Origin of the sequence: Shewanella sp. FJAT-52076 (genome assembly GCF_019457455.1) — a bacterium.
In the GTDB taxonomy this organism is placed as follows: Bacteria; Pseudomonadota; Gammaproteobacteria; order Enterobacterales; family Shewanellaceae; genus Shewanella; species Shewanella zhangzhouensis.
Map to the genome: position 1 here is coordinate 2,935,493 of NZ_CP080415.1, position 21,788 is coordinate 2,957,280.

A 21,788-nucleotide genomic window follows, 5' to 3' on the forward strand; every position below is an offset into this window, starting at 1 on the left:
TGGGCGACTCAGGCATCCTGCGCCTTTTTGGTTGCCTTGGCTTTGGACCTGGCCTTGCTGGTTTCAGGCTTATCGGGCGGCGGCGCATGATTGGGATCCTCAGCCAGAAAACGCGCCTCGAATTCCGCCCGGGAGACAGGCGCCGAATACAGGTAGCCCTGGGCATAATCACAGCCCATGGCCGTCAGGATCTCTTGCTGTTTCAGGGTTTCAACCCCTTCGGCAATCACCTTCATCCCGAGTTTTTGTGCCATCACAATAATGGCCTCACACAGGGTTCTGTCGCTGGCGTCCTCTTCCAGATTGCGGGTAAAGGATTGGTCGATTTTAAGGTAGTCGATATCAAATTTTTTCAGATACGCCAGCGAAGAATAACCTGTGCCGAAATCGTCCAAAGACACCTGAATGCCGGCGTCGCGGTAGGTCAGCAGTTTTTCGGCCACCCCGGAGGAGGCATCCAGTAACAAGCCTTCGGTAATTTCGATGCAGATCCCGCCGTTAGTCAGTTCCAGCTCCTCAAGCAGGGCGACCCAGCGCTCAAAGTTTTCCCCTTCATCGCGAAACTGCACCGGCGACTTGTTCACCGACAATTGTATATTGGTGCCATACACACTATGCCAGTCGCGGCATTGCCGCGCGGCATGCTCAAATACCCAGGAGCCAATTTCCATAATCAGCCCTGTGTCTTCGGCAACCGGAATAAACTCGGTCGGAGAGATGTATCCCCGCTCGGGATGATGCCAGCGCAGCAGGGCTTCTGCCTTGTGCACCTTGCCGCTTTGCAGATGCACTATGGGCTGATACACCAGACTGAACTGCTGATGCTCAATCGCAAAGCGCAAGTCCTGAATAAGCCGCATCCGGTACCTGGCCTGCTCCTGCATTGAAGGCGTGAAGTAATTGAAGCGGTTACGCCCCTGCTCCTTGGCCGCATACATGGCCTGATCGGCATTTTTCAGCAGCGCCTCCCGGGTACTGGCATCCTCGGGAAACAGGGTAATGCCGATACTGACACTGATGTAGGCCGAATCCGGCCCCAGCTGGAATGGCTCGGCAATGGCCTTGAGAATTTTGCTGGCCGCCCGCTCTACCCCACCCACATCGTGGATATCGCGGATCATTACGGTAAATTCGTCACCACCAAGGCGAGCCACCACATCCGAGTCACGCACACAGGCTTTGATTCTGTCAGCGCACTCGATGAGGAGCTTGTCCCCCATGTCATGGCCCAGGGTGTCGTTAACCTCTTTGAAAAAATCCAAATCCAAAAACAGCAGTGCAAAGCGCACTTTTTGCCGGGATGCCAGGGAAATCTCCCGGTCGAGGTAATCCAGCAACATGCGTCTGTTGGGCAACTTGGTGAGGGGGTCATAGTTGGCCTGCTGCCAAATAATCTGCTCCTGGGCCTTTTTCTCTGTGATATCAGAGAACAGTGCTACCCGGCGATGGGGCCTGTGGTAAGCATCGTAAATGGTGTTCACGGTAAGCCAAATAAGGTATTCCTTACCATTTTTGTGCTGTTGCCACATTTCCCCCTGCCACCGGCCGGTTTCTTTAATGGCCTGATTAACCTCATCATAAAAGGCTGGCTTGTTTCGTGAGCAATAAAACTGGCTGATGTGGGTGCCCTGCACCTCCTTCGCCGAATAACCAGTGATATCGGCAAAGGCGGCGTTGACCGTGATAATGTTACCCTTGTGGTCCATTACGCTCATGGCTTCACTGGAGTTGTTATAAACAGAGGCTGCCAGCTCCATCTGCTCCTGGTTGTGGCGAACCTGGGTGATATCCAGATGCACACCGCACATCCTGAGCGCTTTACCACGGCTGTCTTTTTGCATCACCCGGCCGGTGTCCCTAATCCAGAGTATCTCACCGCTTTTACGAATAATGCGATATTCCATATTGTGACTGTCGCTGTGGCCCTGCAAATGTCGGTCGATGGACTTGAGCACTGCCATGCGATCATCCGGATGAATGGAGTCCATCCAAATCCTGTGGTTCTGATGCATTTCATCCACCGAGCATCCCAGCATTTCGGCGCAGCGCTCGTTGCGGTCAATCAGGTCACTTTTCAAATCCCAATCCCAAAACCCCAGCTCGGCGGAGGCGAGTACCAGGGACAACTGCTCGCGACTGGCGCGCACTGACATCTCTGATTGGGTCTGTGCCGAAATATCCATAAAACCGGCAATCACCAACTGTACCCTGCCGGCACTGCGCTTACAGGCCACCGTCATATGGGTGTGGACTATGCTGCCATCTTTGGCATAAAAGCGTTTATTGAGTTCGTACTGTTCTATCGTGCCCGCCAACATCTTATTGAATTGGGCAAGATCCGTGGAAATATCGTCTTCGTGGGACATCTGCTCCCAGTTCATCGACAGCAGCTCTTTTTCAGAATACTTGAGCATCTGGCACAACCTGGGGTTAACCTTAATCCAGTGCTTGTCGACCGAGGTGATGGCAATGCCGATGTTGCCGACATTGAATTGCGAGCGAAACAGGAAATCATCCTGCAGCTTTATTTTTTCGTCCCGTTCAATCTCCAGCCGCCGGGCCAACAGCCTGGCAAGTAACAAGGTCGCCAGGGGACATACCAGCATTACGGTAGTGCCTATGGTAGACACCAGCTCCCAGGCCAGATCAAAGGGCATCATAAAGAAGCACAGCAAGCTGCCAATGTGAACCAGCACGCCAAGCAGCAATAACGGTCCCGTGCTTATCTCAATCAGATTTTTCTGCCAGGGGATGCGCCACAGGATCCCCATGACAGCGGCGAAGGCAATGCCGGCAATACCGGCCACCATGGCCGGACCGCCCATACCGTAGCGATAGATGGCCATCATGGCTGAGGCAATCAGGGTGGGAACTGCGCCGAAATAGAGACCGCTGACACTGAGCAGCACACCTCGGGTATCAAAGTAGATCCCCTCGGCAAATTCGTAGCGGGCAGACATGATAGTCATGCCGATGGCGCCAATCACCAATCCCAGCATGATGTGCCAAACCCACCGGATCCGCTGCTGTTTCAGCCAGGGGATGGCGTCATAAAGGTACACCAGCGCCAATAGCAGCGCGGCATTTTGGACCAGCGGAAAGAAAATACCCTGGGTCATTTTCTGCCTGTACTCTCCCGGGTTTGAATACCTGAGACTTTCTCCATCATGCCCTTGTTACACAAAGGATAAAAGCCCCAGTAATGAGAGAATTGTAGCAGAGGGTATCAGTATGTCCCGAGCAATGGCCGGTAGAGTTTATCCAGATAGGAAGCTGCGGCCTCTTCCCAGGTAAAACGCGTCTCCAATGCCGCTTTTGCAACCCGCTGCCAGTCTGGAGAGCCTGTGGTGTGCAGCAGGTAATCCAGCTTATTCAGCAAGGCCCTGGCCTGGGAGTCTGTGTCATCCCCATCGAAGCGCCAGCCATTTTCGCCGTCCTTCACCGTGTCCACCAATCCCCCAACGCTGGAGACCAGACAGGGCTGGCCACTGCGCATGGCCAGCATCTGGCTGATGCCGCAGGGCTCAAAGCTGCTTGGCATCAAAAACAGATCCCCGCGCCGATAAACCAGCTCCGACAGTTTCACATCAAAATGATTGATAAAAATGAAATTATCGTACCTTGCCACCAGTTGCTGGAACTCCCTGGCTATCCTGTCATCGCCATTGCCGAGCATAAAAAAGCGCGCCTGAGGGCTGAAGAGCCCGAGTCGCTGCAGTATCTGCTCCAGCGTGCTCTTTCCATCCAGGCTGTGCCTGAGCAGCTCCACTTTTTGCGAGGTGAGCCGACCGACAAAGGTCAGTAAAAAAGCGTGTTCGTGCACGGGTTGCCACAATCGCTGCGCGGCGATAAAGTCCAGCGCCCTGACCGTATCGCGGTTGGCCTGGGCTGCCGTCAGGGTGCGGTGACACCCCAGTACCAGTTGCTGTACCGAGGGTCTCATCTCCTGCGGCTCATCGGGATAATCACAACCATTGAGGATCCCCACCAACTGCTGTTTTCCATCACAGTGCTGAAGGTCTTCTTCCAGCCCCTCCCCTCCCACAAACCCAGTGGCGGGGTCGGATGGCCTGAGCACCTCACGGCAATAGTTGGGAGATACCAGATGCACCCTGTCACTCAGGCAAATGGCCGCCCGCAGAGGGTTAACGCAATTGGGATAGCGGCGGTCCAGTATCGGTGCTGGATACTGCCCAAGCCAGGGGTACCAGGCGGCCAAGGACGATGCCTCCTGAGCCAGGGGGCGGGTACCCTGCAGCGCCAGATTATGGATACTGAGCACCGAGGGGATGGCCTTAAGCTCCCCGTAGCGAGGGTCGATACCGCGCAGCAGCGCAAAAAAGCCCTGATGCCAGTCATGCAGATGCAGGACGTGCGGCTTTGGAATTATCCCCTGCAGGAGCGCCTCGGCCACCGCCACACCAAAAAGCGCGAAGCGGTCGGCATCGTCGGCAAAGGGACGGCCATCACCACTGGCCACATAGAGCTGACCCGGCGCCGTGTGCCACGCCGGATTGTCGAGCAGATAAATGCTTAAGCCCTCATCCCTTGGGTCGGGGAGCTGCTGCAGACTTATCTGCACCATACCGTGGCGAAAAGGCACGCTGAAAAAGCGGCACGGCGCCTCATCGGTGCCATGGCCCTGACATCCAAGAAAACCATAACCCGGCATAACCACACTGGCCTGCACGCCTTTGGCCTTAAGCGCTGGCGGCAAGCCCGCCAGCACATCGGCCATGCCGCCCACCTTGGCCCCCGCCAGCGCGCCGTGTTCAGCGCACAGCATCAGTACCTGCACTGGGTGTGCTGACGCTTCTGTGTTGATTGCATTTGAAATTTGCAACGCAGTTCCACCTTATTCAAAGCCCACGGGCAAGCCGAGCATCTCACGGGTGATCAGCACCACGCCCTTGTCTGTCACCCGAAAACCCCTGGCCCTGTCGTGGTCGTGATTGTGGCCTATCACCATGCCTTCCGGGATAACGCAGCCGCGGTCGATAATCACGTTCTTGAGGCGGCAATTACGCAACACCACCACATCGGGCAAAATCACCGCCCCTTCCACCTCGGAATAGGAGCAGATCCGCACCTCATTGAAGAGTACGCTGCGTTTCACTTTGGCACCCGAGATGATACAGCCACCGGAGACAATGGAGTCGGTTGCCATGCCGCGTCTGTCTTCATCGTCAAACACAAACTTGGCCGGAGGCAACTGCTCCTGATAGGTCCAGATGGGCCACTTGGCGTCATAGAGGTTCAGGTGCGGCTCAGGGGACAACAGCTCCATATTGGCCTGCCAGAAGGTATCCAGGGTCCCCACATCACGCCAGTAATCCTGCCCCGCGCCCAGACCGCTCTTGAAGGCATAGGCAAACACCTTGTGCTCGCGGATGATGGACGGAATGATGTCCTTGCCAAAGTCGCGTTCTGAGGACACGTTTTCCGCGTCTTTTCTCAGTTGGTCGAACAAAAACTCGGTGTTGAACACATAGTTGCCCATGGACGCCAGGCAACGTTCCGGGTCGTGTGGCAGACAGGAAGGATTGGCCGGTTTTTCTTCAAACCCCACCACACGCATATCCTCGGCCACTTCCATCACCCCAAAACTCCCGGCCGCTTCGGCAACAGGCACTTCCTGACAGCACACCGTCATATCGGCACCTGACTGGGCATGGGCCGCGAGCATGCCCGCATAATCCATGCGGTACACATGGTCACCGGAGAGGATCATCACATACCTTGGCAGCTCGTGGCGGATGATATCAATGTTCTGAAACACGGCATCTGCGGTGCCCTGGTACCAACTTTCCGAATAGCGCTGTGAGGCAGGCAGAATTTCCACCGACTCACCAAGCTCACGCTTGAAGTGACCCCAGCCGCGCATGACATGGCGAATAAGCGAGTGGGACTGATACTGGGTCACCACCCCTATCCGGCGTATGCCCGAGTTCACGCAATTGGACAGGGGAAAGTCGATGACCCTGAACTTACCGCCGAAATAAAGCGCCGGTTTGGCACGCCAGTCGGTCAGTTCAAACAGGCGCGAGCCACGACCTCCTGCGAGGATCAGGGCGTAGGTTTCACGGGTCAGATTACTGATGAAGCGAGGGCTGTGATTGGGCATTAAAGGCTCCTTGGCTGCGTCAAATTCAGGCACCGGTCCAGATCTCATCCCGGTAGCGGGCTATGGTGGCGTCGGATGAAAAACGGCCACTGGCCGCGGTGTTACGAATACTGCAAAGGGTCCAGGCGTCCTTATTGGCATAAAGCGCCGCCGCCTGATGCTGGGCACTGAGGTAAGACTCAAAGTCGGCCGCGGTCATCCACTGGTCCCATGGGCTTTCGATGGCACTGACAATGGGGTCAAAGATGCCCGGCTCCTGCAAGCTGAAATGACCGCTGCGGATAAGTTCGAGTACGCCTTCCAGTGCAACCGAATGGCGAATGTACTCATCGGGGCGATAGTGGGGTTTCAAGGCCGCCACCTCGTCGGCATTGAGGCCAAAGAGGAAGAAGTTATCCGGCCCAACGGCTTCAAGAATTTCAATATTGGCCCCATCCAGGGTGCCTATGGTTAGGGCGCCGTTCATCATGAACTTCATATTGCCTGTGCCCGAAGCCTCCTTGCCTGCGGTGGAAATTTGCTCGGACAGGTCGGTGCCCGGCGCTATCACTTCCATGGCGCTGACGTTGTAGTTGGGCAAAAAGGCAAACCTCAGCCAGGGCGTCACATGGGGGTCACTGTTGACCATGTGGGCCACATTGCCCGCCAGCTTGATAATGAGTTTGGCCATGGCGTATCCTGGCGCCGCCTTGCCACCAATGAGCACGCAGCGGGGCACCATGCCGTGGGTGTCGCCGCTTAAAATGCGCTGGTAGAGATGAATCACATGCAGAATGTTCAGCAGCTGGCGCTTGTATTCATGGATGCGCTTCACCTGCACATCGAACATCATGGCGGTGTCAAACTGCACATGACACTCACGCTCAACCAGGGCCGCCAGTGCCTCTTTGTTGACCGACTTCACCTCCCGCCAGGCATGGATAAAGTCAGAATCTGAGGTAAAGGCATTCAGGCTTTCCAGGCGACTTAAGTCTTCGCGCCAGGCGTTGCCAAGACGCCGGTCAATGAGGGCCGACAAACGTGGGTTGGCATTCATCAGCCAACGCCTCGGGGTGACGCCATTGGTCTTATTGTTGAACTTGTGTGGCCACAGCGCATGGAAGTCTTTAAAGAGTCCACGGCGCAAAAGCTCGGTGTGCAGCGCCGCTACCCCGTTTACCGAAAAGCTCGCCACTATGGCCAGATAGGCCATGCGTACCCTGGGCTCGGCGCCTTCCTCAATGATGGACATACGCGCCAGCATCTCGCCGTCTCCGGGCCAGTGGTGGGCCGCTTCATCCAGGTAACGGGCGTTGATTTCATAAATAATTTCCAGCACCCGCGGCAGCATGTGCCCCAGCATGCGCACGCTCCAGCACTCCAGGGCTTCCGGCAGCAGGGTGTGGTTGGTGTACGCCATGGTATGGCTGGTGATATGCCAGGCCTCGTCCCACTCCAGACAATACACATCGAGCAGGAGGCGCATCAGTTCGGGCACGGCAATGGCGGGATGGGTGTCATTCAGCTGAATCACATTGTGGCGATGGAAATCGGCAAAGTTGTCGCCGAAGCGGGCACAGTGGCGGCGCAGCAAGTCCTGCAGGCTGGCGGATGACAAAAAGTACTGCTGACGCAGCCTCAGCTCCTTACCGTTTTCGCTGGCGTCGTTGGGATAGAGCACCATGGTGATCTGTTCGGCCAGATTTTTCCGGGCCACCGCCTCGGCATAGTCACCCTGATTGAATTCTTCCAAATCAAAATCATCGGTGGCCTCGGCTTTCCAAAGCCTCAGGGTATTGATGCGGCCATTGCGATAACCAGGCACCGGCATATCGTGGGGCACGGCCACCACGTCCTGGGTACCGACCCACTGCATATGACGACGGCCGTCCCTGTCCACATAGGACTGGGTATGGCCAAAGAAAGGCACCATCACCGCCTGTCCGTGCAAACGCACCTCCCAGGGGTTGCCTTCTTTGAGCCAGCGATCCGGTCTTTCTATTTGATAGCCATCGACAATTTTTTGGGCAAACATGCCGTACTCATAGCGGATGCCATATCCGGTGGCGGCAATGTCCATGCTGGCGCAGGAATCGAGAAAGCAGGCCGCAAGACGCCCAAGACCACCGTTACCCAGCCCGGCATCATGCTCTTCGGACTCGAGATCCTCCAGGGTCACGCTGTAGGGCAGCAACGCCTTGCGGGCATCATCGCTTATCCCCAGACTCAAAAGCGCATTCCCCAGTGTTCGACCCATCAGGAACTCCAGCGACAAATAAGCCACCTGACGTTGCTGACCAGCGGCATCCCGTTTGCGGGTTTCACGCCAGCTGTCCAGCAGCTGTTCCTTAACGCCATGGGCCAGTGCATGAAACAAATCCTGATGGCGGGACTCTTCCCGGCACAGGTTGTATCTCAGCTGCCGCTCGAGACAGGCCGGCAGTGCATCGCAGGGTTCACAGGGCTGGGGTCTGCCGGTATCCGGTTCGGGTCCGGCCGCTTTCAGTCGTTTGGTCGCCATGGTGTGGTCTCCGTTATTGAGTGCCGGGGTCGGCATCCCTGTGTCCGTGAAAAATCCAGATACTGACGCCGGGTAGCGTCAGGGTGTCGCCCGCCTCTATCCGCGCCGGCATATCGCTGTTACCGCACAGGCTGTGCAATTGCTCCCACACGGCAAACAGGGGCAGACTGATGTCCACCGCCGACTGACTGGGGTTTATCAAAATCAGTAACAGCTCCGAGCCCCGCAGAGGATGATGCTCACCCAGCGCAGCGATAAGCGGGCCGCAGCGATGCCAGTCGGTGCCCGCCATGGGCAGGCCGGACTCGTTGAACCAGGCCAGAAACGGACCCTTGCGGCCATCGTCCGGGTTATTGCCATGGATATAACGGGTGGCCGCGAGCAGCGGCAGCTTCCGCCGGATATGGATAAGGCCGGCCACAAAGTCGATGAGCTCAGTGTCGGCGCTTTCCCAATCAATCCAGGTGAGTGCATTGTCCTGACAGTAGGCATTGTTGTTGCCCTGCTGGGTTTGCCACAGCTCATCTCCGGCCCGCAGCATGGGTATCCCAAAGGAGAAAAACAGGGTAACGAGCATCGCCCTGGCCTTGTGTTTTCGGGCCGCCACCAGCTCGGTGGCCTCTCCTTCCACGCCGAAGTTGTGGCTCAGGTTTTCCTGATGGCCATCGCGATTGTCTTCACCGTTGGCAAGGTTGTGGCGCTGCTCGTAACTCAGCAGATCCCTCAGGGTGAAACCATCGTGACTGGCAATAAAATTCAGACTGGCCCAGGGGCCACGGTGGGAGGGCTCAAACAGATCCGCCGAGCCATGAAAACGGCGGGCAAATTCACCGAGAATTTGCTCATCGCCACGCCAGAGCCTGCGCATGGCATCGCGGTACTTGTCATTCCACTCGGCAAAGGCGGCGGGGAATTCACCGAGACGATAACCACCGGGGCCCACATCCCAGGGCTCGGCGATAAGCTTGAGCGCTTTAAGCACAGGGTCTTGCCCGAGCGCGGCAAAAAAGCCACTGTGGGTATCAAAGCCGTGTGGCATACGGCCAAGGCAGGCGGCCAAATCAAAGCGAAAACCATCGACTCCGCCCACCTGGGCCCAGTACCTCAAAGAGTCCATCACCAGCTCAAGCACCCTGGGTTGCCCCAGATCCAGGGTGTTGCCGCAACCGGTATCATTGATGTAATGGCCGCTGTCGGTGAGGCGGTAATAGCAGGCGTTGTCCAGTCCCTTGAAGCTGTAGACTGGCCCCATGGCATTGCCTTCGGCGCTGTGGTTATAGACCACATCCAGAATAACCTCGATACCGGCGCCATGCAGGGCATCCACCATGGCCCTGAATTCACGGATGTCACCATAGGCATTGTGGGGCGCAAAAAAGCCGATGCTGTTGTAACCCCAATAATTGGACAGGCCTTTGGCATGCAAAAAGGGCTCATCGAAAAACTGCTGGCAGGGCATCAGCTCCACCGCCGTTACCCCCAGCCGCTTCAGATATTGGATAACGTCAGGCGCGGCCAGCGCGGCAAAGCGGCCCCTGTGCGCAGGCGCCACCCCGGGAAAGCCCATGGAAAAGCCCTTTACATGGAGCTCGTAAATCACACTCTCTTCCATGGTGTAGCCAGGCTTTGAATGCACAAAGGGCGGCAGGGCTGCCACATCCACCACCCGGCACCTTGGCATCAGGGCGGCATTGTCTTCCCCATCGGGGGTGGGGGCAAAATGCGGGTCCTGTGGACCAGCCGAGCCCTGCGCCGCCTGTGCCACAGCAAGCTTTGGCAAACCATCAATGGCCAGAGCGTAAGGGTCCAGGAGCAATTTGGCCGGGTCAAACCTGTGACCCGCCGCCGGGGCCCAGGGGCCATCGGCGCGGTAGCCATAGGCCTGCCCCTCAGCTATGCCGTCAAGGGTCAGTGACCAAAAGTCACCACGGCGTTTCATGGGATAGGAAAACTCCCGCCCCTCTTCATCGAAAAGGCACAGGAACACAGCGCTGGCATGGCGACTGAACACCCCGAAGTGCGCCTTGCTGACGCCATCTTCGCTAAAGAGCCAAACCCCGCATTGCCGGTGCAAATCGCTCATAGGCCCGGATCCTCAGCTTTGGTTTTTGCCGCCACTTTGGACGGTGCTTTGGCCACCGACTTGGCACTGGCCCTGGTGCTGGGCTTGGTGCCGGACTTAGGTTTGGCGGGCGTTTTGTCAGTGGAAGACGCCTTTGCCTTGGCAGTGGACTTGGTCGCGGGCTTGGCCTTGGTGGCTGACTTGGCCCTGGTTGAGGCGGGGGCTTTTTTTACGGGCAGCGCGGTGTCGGCTGAAGACTCAGACAAAATCGCGGGTGATTTATCCCGGCAGAGCCCCAGCACCAAACAGCCCAGCGGCGGAATGGTGATCAGCGCACTTTGAGCCTTGCCGCTGGCGGGCTCGGGGGTGCACACAATCACGCCGCCATTGCCCTGGTTACAGCCGCCGTAGCAGCCGGCATCGCTGTTAAGCAGCTCGCGCCAGTCACCCTCGCCAGGCAATCCCAGGCGATACCCCTGCTGCAGCTGGGGCGTCATGTTCACCACAAATACCAGAGCATCGTCACCCTCGCCCCGGACAAAGGCATAAATCCCCTGCTCGGCGTTGTCGCAATCAAGCCAGCAGAAGCGCGACAGGTCGTGATCCGTCTGCCCAAGTACTGTGTGGCTCTGATAGAGACGATTGAGATCCGACAGCCACAGGCTCAGCCCCTGATGGGGAGCGTACTGCAACAGGTGCCAGTCGAGGCTCTTGTCGTGGTTCCACTCATCCCGCTGGCCAAATTCGCCCCCCATAAACAGCAGCTTCTTACCGGGGAAGCCCCACATGTACCCGTAATAGGCACGCAGGGTGGCGAACTTCTGCCAGTCATCACCGGGGATTTTCGACAGCAGCGATGCCTTGCCGTGGACCACCTCGTCGTGGCTTAACGACAGGATAAACTGCTCGCTGTGGGCATACATGATGCCGAAGGTGAGTTGATGGTGGTGCCAGCGACGATGTATTGGGTCTTTACCCAGGTAGGCCAGGGTGTCGTTCATCCAGCCCATGTTCCACTTAAAGCCAAATCCCAGTCCGCCTTCACTGACAGGACGGCACACGCCGTCCCAGGCGGTGGACTCCTCGGCAATCATAACGATACCGGGAAACTCGCCGTACAGCCGGCTGTTTATCAGCTTGAGGCACTCAATGGCCTCATGGTTTTCCCGGCCGCCATCGGCGTTGGGCAGCCACTCGCCTTCGTTGCGGCTGTAGTCGAGATACAACATGGAGGAGACTGCATCCAGACGCAGTCCATCAATATGAAAATCCCGCAGCCAGACGGTGGCGGCGGATAACAGAAAACTCTGCACCTCGGCGCGGCCATAGTTGAAAATCAGGGTATCCCAGTCGGGGTGACGGCCACGGCGGGGGTCCTGGTGCTCAAAGAGGCAGGTGCCGTCGAAACGTGCCAGGCCATGGGCGTCCGCCGGAAAGTGGGCGATAACCCAATCCATCAGAACACCGATACCGGCACGGTGGCAGGCATCAATCAGGTATTTCAGGTCGTCACTGCTGCCAAATCTCTGTGTCGGGGCGAAAAGCCCCACCGGCTGATAGCCCCAGGAGCCATCGAAGGGAAACTCCGACAAGGGCATCAACTCTATGTGAGTAAAGCCCAGTGACTTCACATAGGGCACCAATTCATCGGCAAGCTCGCGGTAAGTGAGCCAAGTATCACCCGCCTCACCTTTACGGCGCCATGAGCCCAGATGCAGCTCGTAAATGGACATGGCCTGGCGATGCCAGTCTTTGTCCCGTGCCTGCATCCAGTCCTCATCCTGCCAGACAAAGGAGGACTGGGGAGCAACTCTGGATGCGTTATTGGGGGCCGCTTCCATGGTTTTGGCGAAGGGGTCTGACTTAATCTGCAGCTCGCCATCGGCGGTCAATATTTCGAATTTATAGTGGGCATGGGCATGAACACCTGGGATAAAGATGTCCCACACACCGCTGGCAGGATGAAAGCGCATCACATGGACACGGCCATCCCAATGGTTAAAATCCCCCACCACTGACACCCGGCTGGCATTGGGCGCCCATACGCCAAAGAGCACCCCGGCCACACCCTCAACCTCTTTCGGATTGGCGCCCAAAAAGTCCTGGGCATACAGCTGACGCCCCTCACCGAACAGGTAGAGGTCGTGGTCGCTCAGCAGGCTATCAAAGCCATAGGGGTCGTACACATCTTCCACATGGCTTGGGTAGGCAACCCGCAGCAGATACGGAAAAGGCTTTACCCTGCGCCCCATCACCCCGGCAAACATGCCTTCCCGGGCTTCGGCACTGAGACTGGCGACTTTTTTACCGTCTTTGGCACTGAGCACCTCCACCGCCAGTGCCCCCGGCAGAAAACAGCGCACCACCAGCTGGTTATTGTCGGCGTGCATGCCCAGCAAGGAGAAGACATCCACATACTGGCCACGGGCCAATGCGCGGGCGGCATCTTCACTGATGAGGGTTGAGTCTTGGCTCTGGACGCTGGTCATGGGGTTCTCCAAGTCTGGTTGAATATCAAATCCGGTTATCTGGCTTCAGTTTTGGCGCTCATTGTCATCGGCCGATGCCATGGCTTCGCCGCGAACAGGCTGGCCGGTGCGCCCCCCTTGAGGCTGACTGCGCCCGGTACGAATCGCTTCCAGCCGGGCTCTGAACTCGCGGCTTTGCCACAGGGTCTCCAGTGACTGACTCATGCGCGCACGCCAATTGGGGTACTCAAAACTGGTGCCGGGAATATTGATGGGCTGTGACTCGAGGGCCAGATCCCAAAGGCTGACGGAAAACAATCTGGCACGACTGCCGGGCAGCCAGTTGAGTAAGGCATCGAAAACGGCCGTACCCTGACGAATGCTGTCGGCGGCGTTCGTTGTTGATGTATTGCCTGCTTGCGCTGACACAGGCAGCAGTGCATCACAGGGCTGCCAGGTGAGGGCCTCCTGGCGCAGCCATCCGGCCTCCACCAGCTTATGCAGCAAACCGTGGCACTGTGCGACTCTGCTCGCCCGCGCCTCTTCCAGTGAGGGTAAAAACCCAAGCTGATTCAGTAAGCCGAGATCAATGCCGCGCCACCAGGACATGAAAGGCGGCACATCCTGATTGCCAAGCTGCAACATGGCGCCGGCTCTGTGCTCCCGGGGCGCGGAAAATCCGCCGCCATCCCGGCAGAAGTAAAATACGTCGTTGCCGAGAATGCCCCGCTCCCGCAGCAAGCCCTTAAGCAGCGGCGGCACTGTGCCGAGGTCCTCCCCAATCAGGAGACAGCGGTTTTTGTGGCTCTCCAGGCACAAGACCGCCAGCATCAGCTCCTGGGGGTAGTAAAGGTAACAGCCGTTGTCATCGCCTTTTGGCCAGCACCACAACCGGGTCAGGGCCATCACATGGTCGATTCTGAGGGCGCCACAGCTTTGCATGTTGCTTCGATAAAGGGATTTGAGATGACTGAGCCCGGAGTCTTTCAGGGCAACAGGGTCCATCGGTGGCATCCCCCAGTTTTGCCCCTGGCGGGCGAAGGGATCTGGCGGCGCGCCGATATCGGCATTAAGGCAAAATACGCCACTGCGGCTGACTTCACTGCCGATGGCAAGAGCCCCTACCGCCAAATCCCGCACCAAACCCAGGGACATGCCCACCTGACGGCAGCGAAGCTGACACAGCGACAACTGCTCATCGGCGACAAACTGCAGCCAGGCATGGAATTCGGCGCATTGCAGCGAATCTGCCAGCACTGGCTCCCGGTGCCATTCACGCTCAAGGCTCGATGCCCTTTGGCTTAAATCGAGGCAAAAATCCATCAGCGCCGTACCGCCCTCGGCCACAAAGCGCTCAAAGCGCACACGCCGCCCGCTGAGTTCATCCAGCTTCCCAAAGGCTGCGAACAACTTTGCCAGTGCCCGATACTTCAGCAGTGCCAGTTTGGGGTAATCAATCTGGCTTGCCTGATTGAGAATAAGGCGTTCACGGCGCCAGTCGCCGCCATTGAATTCCTGCGCCAATTGGCTGTATTCGGTCACCAAATCGATGGCGATATAGAGTGGATTGAGGAAGCGTCTGTCCCAGGGGCTGTAAGGACTTGCGAGTCCGGGGTTGGCAATGTCAGGGGCATGCAGAGGCGTCAGGGTGATGAAATCGCAGCCAGCCTCTGCGGCAAGCTCTATCAGGGTCTGCAAATCGGCCAGGTCGCCCATGCCCCACTGCCGCTGGCTTCTCAGGGTAAAGAGGCTGATGCCCAGGCCCCAAGGGCGCTTGCCAAGGCTCGGAGGGCCTGCGTAGGCCAGCTCTGGGATAATCAGCAAGGCCCCCTTCCCCAGCCCAAGGACAGGATGGGACAGCTGCAGCTGATACTCCCCCATGGCCAGATTCGGCAGCGGATAGCGACAGCGAAGGTATCTGCCATCGGCCCTTTGATAATCACCAATCGTCTCGGCATCCTTTGCCAAAAGCGTCAGCTCTCGCCGTTCACCCTGCTCTGAAATCAGGGTTAACACCATGTCTTGTTTGAGGTTTTCAGGCAGCTGACATTCAACTGACGGACGGGTTTCAAAACACCATTGCAGCGGCAGCAGCAGCTCAGTCCAGGGGATGCTGTCGAGGGTTTCCACTCTTAAGGCGATGTCGGCCCCATCGGGGGCCTGTTCGATGCCCATCAGGGCTTTGAGCATTGCCAGCCGCGCAGATTCGGGTATGGCTTGCTCCCGGCCATCGCAGTCGATGAACCTGTCTCCCACACCTTGCAGATAAAAGAGCTTTTCCAATCCCATCTGCCACACTCCGTCCAGACCATAGAGGTCACTGAGCAGACAGCATGCCAGTCGATTGCTTCACTTTGGTTTCAGCAAAATGAACTTAAAAATTATTCACTTGGCGCAAATTTGAAACACAGAGCGATAGATTGCAGCCCATTGATGTGCAACAAAAAGCACCAACAAGGTGCAGCTTGCACAAAAGTTGTTCAGTCAGCCTGCAGGTAAAAGCGACCCGGCAACGACATTTTCGTAGCAGACTGTTATCTGGTTACAACTTTTGAACTCATTTACCACTATTGGGGCACGAAGGTGGGCTGAGATCACACTTCGGCCCCATTCTGACTGATATCGTTAATGGCAGAAGAAATTTAATTTCAGCTCAACGAGGTAGATATTATGGCTGCGAAATTTTTTATCCCTTCTGTAAACGTGCTCGGCCAGGGCGCCGTAGACGAGGCAATCGGGGACATAGTCACCCTGGGTTTTAAAAAGGCCCTGATAGTTACAGATAAGCCTTTGGTACAAATAGGCATTGCCGGGGAACTGGTGGAAAAGCTGGGTGAGCGGGGCATCACCGCCGTCGTGTTTGATGGTGTGCAACCCAACCCCACCACAGCCAATGTGGAGGCAGGCCTTGCACTGCTCAACGCCCATGGCTGTGACTTTGTGATTTCCCTCGGCGGCGGCTCCCCACACGACTGCGCCAAGGGTATCGCCCTGGTCGCCACCAATGGCGGTAGCATCAAAGACTACGAAGGAGTCGACAAATCGGCCAAGCCACAGTTGCCCCTGGTTGCCATCAATACCACTGCGGGCACCGCCAGCGAAATGACCCGCTTTTGCATCATCACCGACGAAGCCCGCCATATCAAAATGGCCATTGTCGACAAGCACACCACCCCCATTCTGTCGGTGAACGATCCTGAGCTGATGGTGAAAAAACCAGCGGCCTTGACCGCTGCCACCGGGATGGATGCCCTGACCCACGCCGTTGAGGCCTATGTATCTGTTGCCGCCAATCCCATCACAGATGCCTGCGCCATCAAGGCCATTGAGCTTATTCAGCAATACCTTGAGCGGGCGGTAAAACAGGGACAGGACATTCAGGCCCGTGAGCAGATGGCCTATGCCCAGTTCCTCGCCGGTATGGCCTTTAACAACGCCAGCCTGGGTTATGTGCATGCCATGGCTCACCAGCTCGGTGGTTTCTACGACCTGCCCCACGGTGTCTGTAATGCCCTGCTGCTGCCATACGTGCAGGAATACAACGCGGCAGTGGCGGCGGCCCGTTTGAAAGACGTCGCCAAAGCCATGGGTGTTGCCATAGACGCGCTTGATGACCAGGAAGGGGCCAAGGCTGCCATCGACGCCATCAAGGCGCTGTCCAAGGCGGTAAATATCCCGGAAAACCTCACTGTGTTGGGGGTGAAAGAAGCAGATATTCCCCTGCTGGCCGACAACGCCCTGAAAGATGCCTGCGGTTTTACCAACCCCAAACAGGCCACCCATGAGGAAATCTGTCAGATTTTCCGTAACGCACTGTAATCTTCCCTGACGCGAGTCAACACCTGGCCCCCGGTTCGTCCCCGGGGGCTATTTTGTTGCTGTTTCAGAATTCACGCCCTGGCAGCGCGCTCTGGCATAGCCTTGCTCAATGACGGCGTCCTGCCTTTTACCAAGCCGTTGAAGCCATCATCCGGGCATTGACGGGCCCTTTAGCGCATGCATGCACCTAAGCTTGGGATCTTGCTCGCAAAGCCAGATAAATCCTCTTATCGAAGACCCTTAGAGTACAATTTTTTAACAGTTTTCAGGTTACAGCCTGATACAAATGTCTTACAATTCGCTTGTTCGCTTATTCCCTGCAAAGAACAGGCAAACACAGGCCCGGCACTATGTCGGGCCATTTTTTTTGTCTTGTTTTTGCATGCTGGTCGGCGATAAAAGCAGCAAGCGGCCACAAACTGAGATCCCGCACCCTTTCTTCGCTGCTAATGCCGTGCTACAAAAAAGGAAAGTTACATTGTCGCTGCAGCTTCAAATGCACCGACAGAAGTAACCCTTCTCCCAGCGCAAATAAGGCAGGAAAGCTATGACAGCCATTACTCACGTATACAACTACACGGTCCGCTGCCCCCACTATCAGGATCCCCAGCATGAAGTGAGCTGGAAGAATCATATCGAGCTGAACCATTCCAGCGAAATAGCCTTGAAACGTATCACCAAATGGCACAGTGAGTCCGGCGAACTGGCATTTGAAGACCAAGGTTTCGTGGTGCGTAAAGCCAGCGACGAAATGGCGTATTTTTCAGTACAAAGCTCCAGACTGAAAAACGATGGCCATGCGCTGGTAACCTTTAAGCTGTTTTTGGATGAATGCTGCGATGGGGCCGATCCGAAAGACATAGTCGAGCATTTGATAGGCGACTATCAGCAACGTCTGGACAAACTCTGACTTCGATGGGCGCCGAACCGCTATCGGCGCCCACCGCCTTCCTCCTCCCTCACGCAGTTAACTCCAGCCCATAACCACCCAATTCCCGCATCCGCTATCAGGCCCCACCGCGATTTTGGCCCAGTAAGACAGACTTTTTTACCGACTCGGCGACTGAAAAACACCGGTAAAAAGGTAATGGATTTGTTATCGACTTTTGTCATTGAAGTGTGTCAGGATTGGCTTCGGCCAGCTTTCTCCCCTGTGACTCACGGGATTAAACCGGCCAAGCACAAGCAAAAACCAAGCAAAAATAAAGCCCATAACGGGCATCCGGCTCCCCGCCGGAAATAAAAATTATAAAGTTCAGGATGTAAAAATATGGCCTCTCAGAAACAGCCCAGCCTGGTGGATGCACTCATCCCCGTGGCGGCCCTGGTCACTATGCTCGCCGCCGCCGTCTATTTGTTCTCCTCCGACAGCTCCTCAGGGGCCAACCAAATCGCACTCATACTCGCCGCCTGTATCGGCATGGTGGTGGGCATTAAAAACGGCCATTGCTGGAAAGATATCGAAGAGGGCATGGTTCGCAGTATCGGTGTTGCCACACCGGCATTGCTTATCCTGTTCAGCGTCGGCTCACTCATCGGCGCCTGGATCCTCTCAGGCACCGTGCCCGCCATGATTTACTACGGCATGCAGGTGCTGAGCCCGGATTATTTTTATGCCGCCAGCTGCCTGCTGTGCGCTCTGGTGGCCCTGTCCATCGGCAGCTCCTGGACGGTGGCCGGAACCCTGGGTATTGCCCTTATCGGTATTGCCCAGGCCGTGGGCCTCAGTGTTGAAATTACCGCCGGCGCCATCATCAGCGGCGCCTATTTCGGTGACAAGATGTCCCCCATGTCGGATACCACCAATCTGGCGCCCGCGGTGGCAGGTACGGATATTTTCAGCCATATCCGACACATGACCTGGACCACTGTGCCCAGCATACTCATTGCGCTGCTGATTTTTCTGTTTATCGGGTTATCGGCAGACAGCAGCGGCATAGACACCAATCTGGATGCCACCCTGACACTGCTGTCAGATGAATTTCATGTTGGCCCGCACCTGCTGCTGCCGCTGGTGGTGGTGATTTACCTTGCTTACCGCAAGATGCCCGCCTTCCCCACAGTGATTTTGGGAACCCTGGCCGGGGTGCTCAGCGCCGCGCTGTTTCAGTTTGATGGTGTGGTGAAGCTTGCGGATGACCCAAACCTCGGCGCCGCCATGGCACTGGTTAAGGGCTTATGGATTGCCATGTTCAACGGTTACAGCGCCAGCACCGGCAATGAAATGCTTGATGGCCTCTTAAGTCGCGGGGGCATGTCGGGCATGGTCAACACGGTTTGGCTAATCCTGTCGGCCATGGCCTTTGGCGGCGTGATGGAGGCAACCGGCCTGCTCAACCGTCTGCTGCAAAGCATGTTGTCCATGGTGAAAACCTCCTCCAGTCTGGTCATCACCACCCTGGGCTGCGCCATAGGTGCCAACGTCATTACCGCCGATCAGTTTATTGCCATTATCCTGCCCGGTCGTATGCTGAAACTGGAATACACCCGCCACAAGCTGGCGCCGGTTAACCTGTCGCGTGCACTGGAAGACTCAGCCACGGTCACCAGTCCTCTGGTTCCCTGGAACACCTGCGGCGCCTTTATGGCGAGCACCCTGGGTGTGGCCACCATCGCCTATCTGCCCTTTGCCTTCTTCAATCTTATCTGCCCCGTGGTCAGCGCAGGTTATGCCTACTTCCAGATAAAGCTGCTGCCACTGGAAGAATCTGACCTGCTGGACAGCGCCGACGAGCCGAGAAGCGCCGAAGCCTGATTATCGTAAGGCCTTTAATCCGGCAGCATCAAAAAACGCCCTCTCAAGGGCGTTTTTATTTGGTGGCTTAAAGGTCAGCTCAGCGAGTCCATAAGACGGCCGTAATGATAAAAGGCCCACTGCCCCATACGCCTGAGTGGTGCCAGGGGAAAACCCGGCAAGGGCGTGCCATAAAGCGGCAATGACGGCGCAGCCTTACCACTTAACATGCCAGCAATTCGCCACGCCGCCTGGCTGCTGAAAGACACACCTGCGCCGCAATATCCCAGACTGTAGCCTTCGCCACTTCGGGTATAGACATGGGGCATATCATCGAGGGATGCCGCCAGCCAGCCGTGCCAGGTGTGGCTTAAACCCACACCTGTCAGAGCCGGAAATGCCTTATCCATGGCTTCTTTCAAACGTGCCGGGTACACAGGATTGTCAGCATCACGGCCCCACACGGCGCCGCGACCGCCAAAGAGCAAGCGGTTTTCCGGCAACAAGCGGTAATAGTATTTGAGGATGCGGGTGTCCATGGCCACCTGGCGGCTGTATAGCCCAGCCTCTGCCAGCACGGCTTCAGACAAGGGCTCTGTCACTATCACATTGCTGAGAATGGGCAAAAAGCGCCCCTTGAGGGTTTCGGTCAAACCGGGCTGGGTATAGGCATTGCCGGCAAACACCAGGGCATTGGCATCGATGCGCCCCGCTTGGGTTTCCAGACTGAAGCCTTTGGCGGTGCGCACACTGGTAAGCACGGTACTTTGCTCAAAGACTTGCACGCCAGCTTCGCGGGCCAGACGGGCATAGCCCAGCAGCAATTTCAGCGGATTCAGGCCAAATCCGTCGGCAAGACGCAGCGCCCCATAGGACTGATGATGATTGAGATAATCGCTTCTGAGCCTCGATGGACTGATAAACTCGGCGCCCTGCCCCATATGGCGGGCAATAAAATCGGCACCGGCCTGCAGGGTTTGCATGGCCTTGGGACTGTGGGCAATCTTAAGATAACCCTTTTCCTGGGGGTTGCAGTCAATCTTGCCATCCTGGATAAGCCCTTCCACCCGGGCAACCGCCTCCGAGAACTCCTGATAAATCCCCTTTGCCGTATCCAAATCCCACCGCTTGGCCATTTGACCATAGCCCAAACGACCCGAACCCTTGAGCACAAAGCCACCATTACGGGCGCTGGCCCCAAATCCAATCCGGTTGGCTTCGAGTAGGGTCACCTGCCTGCCATATTCGGTGGCGAGATAATAGGCGGTGAGAAGTCCGGTAAAACCGCCGCCAATCACCACCACATCGGTTTGAAGATGTCCCTGTAGCCTCGGCGACTCGGGTAACAGCTCAGTGGTACCCGACCAAAAGGTGGACGGCAACGCTTGCTGCGCCGCATTGGCGCTGATTAATGGGTCGTACAATTAAGACTCCTGAAACACCAATAACATCTCGCACGCCGTGCAGTGGCAATCATTGCCACACAGGGTGCACAGGTAATCCGGATTATCGTGGGACTGATTCCAACGGTCGGGGTGGGCCTTGATGAGTTTGCCACCGGCCTTCGAGAAGTAACGCACCGCCGCATTATGGGGGCTTTCCTGCCATAGATGAGCTATACCGCCAAGCGCCCCCTGGGCCTTCACGGCATCGACGGCATGTTGCAGCAAGATGCCGCCAAGCCCTCTCCCTCTGGCCACAGGGGCCAGAGTATTGGATTTGAAATAGCACACCCTGTCAGGGGCGATTCCCCACAACGAGGGCGAACACCAGCGGTCGGGGTGCCACTGTCCCGCCGCCAGGGTAAGGCGAAAACCGAGCAGGCCGTTTTGGTCAAGCGCTACAAAACTCGCGTTGATGCCGGCCTTGATACCTGCTTGCCAGAGGGATTGCAAATGAGCTAAATCGAGATAGCCGTCTCCGTGAACGGCTTCGCCAAGGGCCAATACGGCGTCAAAGTCCTCTGGCTGCATCTGGCGGATAATCAATTGGGAATGGGGCTTGGTCATGATTGGATATCGTTGCCTGAAGGCATCTTGTTATTGTTTTGTGAACAATAACACAGGAGCTCCCCATTGGGC

The 21,788-nt window shown here is 56.8% G+C and carries 12 protein-coding genes; 3 read left to right on the forward strand and 9 right to left on the reverse strand.

What is annotated here, in order from left to right; all coding sequences use genetic code 11:
• Window positions 1–8 precede the first annotated feature (8 nt).
• From K0H79_RS12790 to malQ, 7 genes are all read right to left on the reverse strand, one after another.
• Entirely contained in the window at window positions 9–3,119 is a 3,111-nt protein-coding gene (locus K0H79_RS12790; RefSeq protein ID WP_220076069.1) for an EAL domain-containing protein, read from the reverse strand.
• Between the two features lie 107 nt (window positions 3,120–3,226).
• Window positions 3,227–4,843: a glycogen synthase gene (locus K0H79_RS12795; protein WP_258405388.1), complete on the reverse strand. Its 1,617-nt coding sequence runs from the start codon at window positions 4,841–4,843 to the stop codon at window positions 3,227–3,229.
• A 12-nt stretch (window positions 4,844–4,855) separates the two neighbouring features.
• The gene (gene glgC, locus K0H79_RS12800) at window positions 4,856–6,124 is read right to left on the reverse strand and encodes a glucose-1-phosphate adenylyltransferase (protein ID WP_011760561.1); all 1,269 of its coding nucleotides are present in this window, start codon (window positions 6,122–6,124) and stop codon (window positions 4,856–4,858) included.
• A 25-nt stretch (window positions 6,125–6,149) separates the two neighbouring features.
• Window positions 6,150–8,624 (reverse strand): glycogen/starch/alpha-glucan phosphorylase, encoded by a 2,475-nt coding sequence (locus K0H79_RS12805; RefSeq protein WP_220076070.1) that lies wholly within the window; start codon window positions 8,622–8,624, stop codon window positions 6,150–6,152.
• Window positions 8,625–8,637: 13 nt separating this feature from the next.
• Entirely contained in the window at window positions 8,638–10,707 is a 2,070-nt protein-coding gene (gene glgX / locus K0H79_RS12810; protein ID WP_220076071.1) for a glycogen debranching protein GlgX, read from the reverse strand.
• Complete coding sequence (gene glgB, locus K0H79_RS12815; RefSeq protein ID WP_220076072.1) at window positions 10,704–13,175, reverse strand: 1,4-alpha-glucan branching protein GlgB; 2,472 nt, start codon at window positions 13,173–13,175, stop codon at window positions 10,704–10,706. Before glgB ends, glgX begins: the two co-directional genes overlap by 4 nt.
• A gap of 45 nt (window positions 13,176–13,220) precedes the next feature.
• Window positions 13,221–15,443 carry a 4-alpha-glucanotransferase gene (gene malQ / locus K0H79_RS12820; RefSeq protein ID WP_220076073.1) on the reverse strand — a complete coding sequence of 741 codons (2,223 nt, stop codon included), beginning with the start codon at window positions 15,441–15,443 and terminating at the stop codon, window positions 13,221–13,223.
• 381 nt (window positions 15,444–15,824) lie between these two features.
• Between malQ and yiaY the strand changes: the two genes are divergently transcribed.
• The 3 genes from yiaY (at window position 15,825) to nhaC (ending at window position 19,728) form a co-directional block, all read left to right on the forward strand.
• Window positions 15,825–16,973: an L-threonine dehydrogenase gene (gene yiaY / locus K0H79_RS12825; protein WP_220065157.1), complete on the forward strand. Its 1,149-nt coding sequence runs from the start codon at window positions 15,825–15,827 to the stop codon at window positions 16,971–16,973.
• A 547-nt stretch (window positions 16,974–17,520) separates the two neighbouring features.
• On the forward strand, window positions 17,521–17,883 hold the full coding sequence (locus tag K0H79_RS12830; RefSeq protein ID WP_220076074.1) for a cytoplasmic protein: 363 nt from the start codon (window positions 17,521–17,523) through the stop codon (window positions 17,881–17,883).
• Between the two features lie 360 nt (window positions 17,884–18,243).
• A complete protein-coding gene (gene nhaC, locus K0H79_RS12835) occupies window positions 18,244–19,728 on the forward strand; it encodes a Na+/H+ antiporter NhaC (protein WP_220076075.1) in 1,485 nt (494 codons plus the stop codon).
• Between the two features lie 74 nt (window positions 19,729–19,802).
• Here nhaC and K0H79_RS12840 read toward each other — a convergent pair whose 3' ends face one another.
• A complete protein-coding gene (locus tag K0H79_RS12840; RefSeq protein WP_220076076.1) occupies window positions 19,803–21,131 on the reverse strand; it encodes an FAD-binding oxidoreductase in 1,329 nt (442 codons plus the stop codon).
• Window positions 21,132–21,716, reverse strand: coding sequence for a GNAT family N-acetyltransferase (locus K0H79_RS12845; RefSeq protein WP_220076077.1), 585 nt, complete (start codon window positions 21,714–21,716; stop codon window positions 21,132–21,134). It abuts the gene before it with no gap.
• Window positions 21,717–21,788 lie beyond the last annotated feature (72 nt).

Bases quoted from the DNA above. Each gene is read 5' to 3' on its own strand.
- K0H79_RS12790 (WP_220076069.1), bottom strand. From the start codon at position 3,119: ATGACCCAGGGTATTTTCTTTCCGCTGGTCCAAAATGCCGCGCTGCTA.
- glgC (WP_011760561.1), bottom strand. From the start codon at position 6,124: ATGCCCAATCACAGCCCTCGCTTCATCAGTAATCTGACCCGTGAAACC.
- K0H79_RS12805 (WP_220076070.1), bottom strand. From the start codon at position 8,624: ATGGCGACCAAACGACTGAAAGCGGCCGGACCCGAACCGGATACCGGC.
- glgX (WP_220076071.1), bottom strand. From the start codon at position 10,707: ATGAGCGATTTGCACCGGCAATGCGGGGTTTGGCTCTTTAGCGAAGAT.
- glgB (WP_220076072.1), bottom strand. From the start codon at position 13,175: ATGACCAGCGTCCAGAGCCAAGACTCAACCCTCATCAGTGAAGATGCC.
- malQ (WP_220076073.1), bottom strand. From the start codon at position 15,443: ATGGGATTGGAAAAGCTCTTTTATCTGCAAGGTGTGGGAGACAGGTTC.
- yiaY (WP_220065157.1), top strand. From the start codon at position 15,825: ATGGCTGCGAAATTTTTTATCCCTTCTGTAAACGTGCTCGGCCAGGGC.
- K0H79_RS12830 (WP_220076074.1), top strand. From the start codon at position 17,521: ATGACAGCCATTACTCACGTATACAACTACACGGTCCGCTGCCCCCAC.
- nhaC (WP_220076075.1), top strand. From the start codon at position 18,244: ATGGCCTCTCAGAAACAGCCCAGCCTGGTGGATGCACTCATCCCCGTG.
- K0H79_RS12845 (WP_220076077.1), bottom strand. From the start codon at position 21,716: ATGACCAAGCCCCATTCCCAATTGATTATCCGCCAGATGCAGCCAGAG.